5 protein-coding genes are annotated in these 5,586 nt (G+C 73.6%); 3 read left to right on the top strand and 2 right to left on the bottom strand.

Annotation, left to right across the window (positions count from 1 at the left end):
* The first annotated feature begins 264 nt into the window (after positions 1-264).
* Positions 265-1,950, top strand: coding sequence for an FAD-dependent oxidoreductase (locus EAD96_RS00925; protein ID WP_121682927.1), 1,686 nt, complete (start codon positions 265-267; stop codon positions 1,948-1,950).
* Here EAD96_RS00925 and EAD96_RS00920 read toward each other — a convergent pair.
* Positions 1,947-2,405, bottom strand: a complete 459-nt coding sequence (locus EAD96_RS00920; protein WP_120573151.1) for a GNAT family N-acetyltransferase — start codon at positions 2,403-2,405, stop codon at positions 1,947-1,949. The genes EAD96_RS00925 and EAD96_RS00920 overlap by 4 nt on opposite strands.
* A gap of 163 nt (positions 2,406-2,568) precedes the next feature.
* On the opposite strand from EAD96_RS00920, the gene guaA reads away from it, so the two are divergent.
* On the top strand, positions 2,569-4,125 hold the full coding sequence (gene guaA / locus EAD96_RS00915) for a glutamine-hydrolyzing GMP synthase (RefSeq protein ID WP_120573152.1): 1,557 nt from the start codon (positions 2,569-2,571) through the stop codon (positions 4,123-4,125).
* A 6-nt stretch (positions 4,126-4,131) separates the two neighbouring features.
* On the opposite strand, the gene EAD96_RS00910 is transcribed toward guaA, so the two are convergent.
* On the bottom strand, positions 4,132-4,497 hold the full coding sequence (locus EAD96_RS00910; RefSeq protein ID WP_121682926.1) for a PspC domain-containing protein: 366 nt from the start codon (positions 4,495-4,497) through the stop codon (positions 4,132-4,134).
* Between the two features lie 144 nt (positions 4,498-4,641).
* Here EAD96_RS00910 and EAD96_RS00905 point away from each other — a divergent pair.
* Positions 4,642-5,586, top strand: a 945-nt coding sequence (locus tag EAD96_RS00905) for an NUDIX hydrolase (RefSeq protein WP_120573154.1), incomplete at its 3' end; no start/stop codon positions are given.

Here is a 5,586-nt window from a genome sequence, read left to right as displayed (position 1 = left end):
GTGGTCGGGCCGGCGACCGGGGCGGCCGGGCGGTTCGCCACCAGCCGGGTGGTCACCACCGCTCCGGTGGCCACCAGCAGCGCCGCCACCAGTGCGGCCAGGCCCAGCAGGCGTCGTCTCGTCACGTTCGTTCCTCCCCGTGGATTCGACGCGCCAGGGCGGCCCACGGGTTGCAGCGGCGGGAATCCCGGCGATCGAGCGCTCTGCATGATGTGCGAAAAAGCCTCGTTGGCGCTATAGCTACTCGTCGGTAATGATGCGTCAATGCGCTACGACGTGGTCGTCATCGGGTCCGGGTTCGGCGGCAGCGTCACCGCGCTGCGGCTGGCCGAGAAGGGTTACTCGGTCGGCGTGCTGGAGGCCGGCCGGCGCTTCGCCGACGACGAGTTCCCGCGTACGTCCTGGCGGGCGCGACGGTTCCTCTGGGCGCCCCGGCTCGGCTGCTTCGGGCTCCAGCGGATCACGCTGCTGCGCTCGGCCGACCGCAAGGCCGGCGGCGGCGTGCTGGTGCTCTCCGGCGCCGGTGTGGGCGGCGGCTCGCTCGTCTACGCGAACACGCTCTACGAGCCGCTCGACGCGTTCTACGCCGACCCGCAGTGGCGGGACATCACCGACTGGCGCGACGAGCTGGCCCGCCACTACGACCAGGCGAAGCGGATGCTCGGCGTCACCACGTACCCGATCGACACCCGCGCGGACCAGGCCGTGCGCGCGGTGGCCGAGCGGATGGGGGTGGCGCACACCTACCACCCGACGCCGGTCGGGGTGCACATCGGGCGCCCCGGCGAGCGGGTGGCCGACCCGTACTTCGGCGGGGCCGGGCCGGACCGCACCGGGTGCAGCCACTGCGGGTCGTGCATGACCGGCTGCCGGCACGGCGCCAAGAACACGCTCGTGAAGAACTACCTCTGGCTGGCCGAGCGGCTCGGTGTGCAGGTGCACCCGCTGACCACTGTGACCGCCGTACGCCCCGACCCGGCCGGCGGCTACGCCGTGCACACCGAGCGCACCGGCGCCTGGCTGCGCAAGCGGCGCGAGGTGATCCACGCCGACCAGGTGGTCTTCGCGGCCGGCGCGCTCGGCACCCAGCGGCTGCTGCACGAGATGAAGGCGACCGGCGCGCTGCCGGCGCTCTCGCCCCGGCTGGGCGAGCTGACCCGCACCAACTCCGAGGCCATCCTCGGCGCCTCGGTGGCGCCCGGCGCGGCCCGCCGGCGCGGCCTCGACTTCACCGAGGGGGTGGCGATCACCAGCTCGTTCCACCCCGACCCACAGACCCACATCGAGCCGGTCCGCTACGGCAAGGGCTCCAACGCGATGGGCCTGCTCCAGTCGCTGCTCGTCGACGGCGGTCCCCGCCGGGTCCGGCGCTGGCTGGGCACCATCGTCCGGCAGCCCGCGCTGGCGGCGCGGATGCTGTCGGTACGCCGCTGGTCCGAGCGCACCGTGATCGCGCTCGTCATGCAGTCGGTCGACAACTCGCTGACCACCCGCTACCGCAAGGGCCGGCTGGTCTCCGGCCCCGGCCACGGCGCGCCCAACCCGACCTGGATCCCGGCCGGCAACACGGCGGCCCGGCTGCTCGCCGAGGAGATCGGCGGCACCCCCGGCGGGGCGGTCACCGAACCGTTCAACATCCCGGTGACCGCGCACATCCTCGGCGGCGCGGTCATCGGCGCCACCCCGGACGCGGGCGTCATCGACCCCTGGCACCGGGTGTACGGGCATCCGGGGCTGCACGTGGTGGACGGCGCGGCGGTCTCGGCGAACCTGGGCGTCAACCCGTCGCTGACGATCACCGCCCAGGCCGAGCGGGCCATGTCGTACTGGCCGAACAAGGGCGAGGCGGACCCGCGCCCGGCGCTCGGGTCGGCGTACACCCGGGTCGAGCCGGTCCCGCCGCGGCGGCCGGCCGTCCCCGCGCACGCCCCCGCCGCGTTGCGCCCCTAGGGCCGCAACGATCGCCGCAGGATGTGGTTGACGCCGAACTCGGTGTCGCTCACCCGTACGTCGTGGTAGCCGATGCGCCGGTAGAACCCGTGCCCGGTGATGCTCGCGCCGGTCTCCATGACGTCGTGGCCCTCGGCCCGGGCCAGGTCCTCGACGTGCCGCATCAGCAGGCGGCCGACGCCGCCGCCGTGCGCGTCGGGATCGACGAACATCGTGTAGACCTTGTTGCCGTCGCGCGACACAGTGCCGACGACCCGTCCGGCCCGCTCCGCCACGTAGACGTGTCGCTCGACGCCGAGGCGGCGGAACCGGTCGGGGGAGAAGTGCGCGCACATCCGGTCGATCAGCTCGGCCGGGTAGTCGCGGCTGTTCACCTCGCGCAGGCAGCGGACGACGAGCGCCGACAGCGCCTCGCCGTCGTCCGGGCGGAAGTCGCGGATCGTCACCCCGGCCATCGTCGTGTCTCCCGTCGCCCTGGTCGGCGGGACGCTACCGGGTCAGGTGGCGGGCGGGGATCCCGGCGGACATCCCGGGCGTAGCGGTGTCCTCGGCGCCACGCCACGCGGGAACTCCGGGGCGCGTCCGCGCGGCCGGTGACTGTCGGTAGGCTTTGCGCACATGAGCACGCCTCGCCCCGTCCTCGTGGTGGACTTCGGAGCCCAGTACGCCCAGCTCATCGCGCGCCGTGTCCGCGAGGCGAAGGTCTACTCGGAGATCGTCCCGCATTCCATGCCGGTGTCCGAGATGCTGGCCAAGGACCCGGCCGCGATCATCCTGTCCGGCGGCCCGTCCAGCGTCTACGCGCCCGACGCGCCGCAGATCGACGCCGGGATGTTCGACGCCGGGGTGCCGGTCTTCGGCATCTGCTACGGCTTCCAGGCCATGGCCCAGGCGCTCGGCGGCACCGTCGCGCGCACCGGCAACCGCGAGTACGGCGGCACCCCGCTGCGCCCGCGCCTGACCGAGCCCGGCGTGCTGCTGCGCGACCTGCCGGCCGACCTGCCGGTCTGGATGAGCCACGGCGACTGCGTCACCGAGGCCCCGGACGGCTTCACCGTCACCGCCGAGTCGGCGGGCGCCCCGGTCGCCGCGTTCGAGGACGTGGCCGGGCGGCGGGCCGGCGTGCAGTTCCACCCCGAGGTGGGGCACACCGCGCACGGCCAGGAGATGCTCACCCGCTTCCTGTACGACATCGCCGGCATCGAACCGACCTGGACGCCGTCGAACATCATCGACGAGCAGGTCGCCCGGATCCGTGAGCAGATCGGCGACAAGGAGGTCATCTGCGGCCTCTCCGGCGGCGTCGACTCGGCGGTCGCCGCGGCGCTCGTGCACCGCGCCGTGGGCGACCAGCTCACCTGCGTGTTCGTGGACCACGGCCTGCTGCGGGCCGGTGAGGCCGAGCAGGTCGAGAAGGACTACGTCGCGGCGACCGGCATCAAGCTCAAGGTGGTCGACGCCCGGGAGCGGTTCCTCGGCGCGCTCGCCGGGGTGACCGACCCGGAGCAGAAGCGCAAGATCATCGGCCGGGAGTTCATCCGCGTCTTCGAGGCCGCCGCCCGGGAGATCGCCGCGCACGGCGACGTGGAATACCTGGTGCAGGGCACGCTCTACCCGGACGTGGTCGAGTCCGGCGGCGGCACCGGCACCGCCAACATCAAGAGCCACCACAACGTCGGCGGTCTGCCCGAGGATCTCAAGTTCTCGCTGGTCGAGCCGCTGCGCACGCTGTTCAAGGACGAGGTCCGCACGATCGGCCTGGAGCTGGGACTGCCCGAGGCGATGGTGTGGCGGCACCCGTTCCCCGGCCCGGGCCTGGCCATCCGGATCATCGGCGCGGTCGACGAGGAGCGCCTCGCCGTGCTCCGCAAGGCCGACCTGATCGCCCGGCAGGAGCTGACCACCGCCGGCCTGGACCGGGGCGTCTGGCAGTTCCCGGTGGTGCTGCTGGCCGACGTGCGCAGCGTCGGGGTGCAGGGCGACGGGCGCACCTACGGTCACCCGGTGGTGCTGCGCCCGGTCTCCAGCGAGGACGCGATGACCGCCGACTGGTCCCGGCTGCCCTACGACGTGGTGGCCCGGATCTCCACCCGGATCACCAACGAGGTCGCCGAGGTCAACCGCGTGGTCCTGGACGTGACGAGCAAGCCGCCGGGCACCATCGAGTGGGAGTGACGCCGCTCAGGCCGCGGGCGGCGCTCCGGCGTCCGGCCGCGGCGGCGTCTGCGGTCCGGCCCCGGGCTGCGGCGTAGCCGGCGGGACCGGTGCGGCCGGCGGGACCGGCGGCCAGCCCGGCGCGGTGCCCGGCGGGTGCGGCCACGCGGGCGCGCCGGCCGGCTCCTCGGGCATCAGGAACCACATGATCGGGTACGCGAGCGCGGCGAGCCCGCCGGTGAGCACCGTGGCGGTCGCGAAGACCACCCGGATCAGCGTGGGGTCGGCAGCGAAGTAGCGGCCGAGGCCGCTCGCCACACCGGCGATCATGCGGTCGCTGACCGGCCGGCGGAGCTGCTTGTACGGGGCCTGGGAGGGGTTCGGGAAGGTCATGGGTCAACGGTCCCGCGCGCCGCGGCGGCCGACCTCGGTGACCGCCCGGACACTTACCCTGACCCATCCCTGAGGCGCCAGCCAAGAGTCAGGAATCTGACTCTTTTCGATCTCGGTAACCCGGTCCGGGGAGAATTTGCTCCCGTGACCACCTCGCTGGAGCCGCTCCGCAGGATCGCGGCATACGCAGTTTGTGCTGATTCAAACGGCCGAGTGTTGCTGGTCCGCGCATCGGAGCGCTCCGGCACCCCCGGCACCTGGTCGCTCCCCGGAGGAGCGGTCGACCACGGTGAGGACCCCAAACACACGGTCGTACGGGAGACCGCGGCCGAGACCGGGCTCTCGGTGGCGGTCGCCGGCCTCCAGGACGTGCTCGCCGACATGCGGGCGCTGCCCGAGCGGCGCATCACGATCCACACCGACCGGCTGCTCTACACCGTGTCGGTCCGCGGCGGGACGCTCACCGAGCGGGTCGACCGCCCGACCGACCTGGCCCGCTGGTTCACCCTCGACGAGGCCCGGGAACTGCCGCTGCGGTCGTTCACCGCGCGTGCCCTGGGCCTGCCCACCTCCACCGACGACATCGTGCCGGAGGAGGTGCCCGAGTTCCCCTCGTTCTACGCCGTCCCCGGCCCGGACGGGCTGCACCGGGCGCAGCGCTTCGCCGCGTACGCGGTGGTGACCGACCCGGAGGAGCGCGTGCTGCTGACCCGGGTCTCCGACGGCTACCCGGGCGCCGGCTGCTGGCACCTGCCCGGCGGCGGCACCGACTACGGCGAGCAGCCGGGCGCGGCGCTGATCCGGGAGCTGGTCGAGGAGACCGGCCAGACCGGCCGCCTCGTCGAGCTGCTCGGCGTGGCCAGCCACCGGGACGCCGCCTCGCTCGGCCCGGAGGGCTACCCGATCGACTGGCACGGCGTACGCGCCTTCTACCGGGTGGTGGTCGACCAGCCCGCGCCGCCCACCGTGGCCGACATCGGCGGCTCCACCTGCGAGGCCCGCTGGTTCCGCCGCGAGGAACTCGGCGCCCTCCCCACCGACCGCCTCACCGAGGTGACAGCCGAAGCGGTCCAGGCCGCCCACCTCCTG

Origin of the sequence: Micromonospora sp. BL1, from assembly GCF_003667485.1 — a bacterium.
GTDB classification, from domain to species: domain Bacteria; phylum Actinomycetota; class Actinomycetes; order Mycobacteriales; family Micromonosporaceae; genus Micromonospora; species Micromonospora tulbaghiae.
The sequence above is the reverse complement of the archived record's forward strand: the minus strand, read 5'-3'. Positions and strand labels throughout refer to the sequence as shown.

Bases quoted from the DNA above. Each gene is read 5' to 3' on its own strand.
- EAD96_RS00925 (WP_121682927.1), top strand. From the start codon at position 265: ATGCGCTACGACGTGGTCGTCATCGGGTCCGGGTTCGGCGGCAGCGTC.
- EAD96_RS00920 (WP_120573151.1), bottom strand. From the start codon at position 2,405: ATGGCCGGGGTGACGATCCGCGACTTCCGCCCGGACGACGGCGAGGCG.
- guaA (WP_120573152.1), top strand. From the start codon at position 2,569: ATGAGCACGCCTCGCCCCGTCCTCGTGGTGGACTTCGGAGCCCAGTAC.
- EAD96_RS00910 (WP_121682926.1), bottom strand. From the start codon at position 4,497: ATGACCTTCCCGAACCCCTCCCAGGCCCCGTACAAGCAGCTCCGCCGG.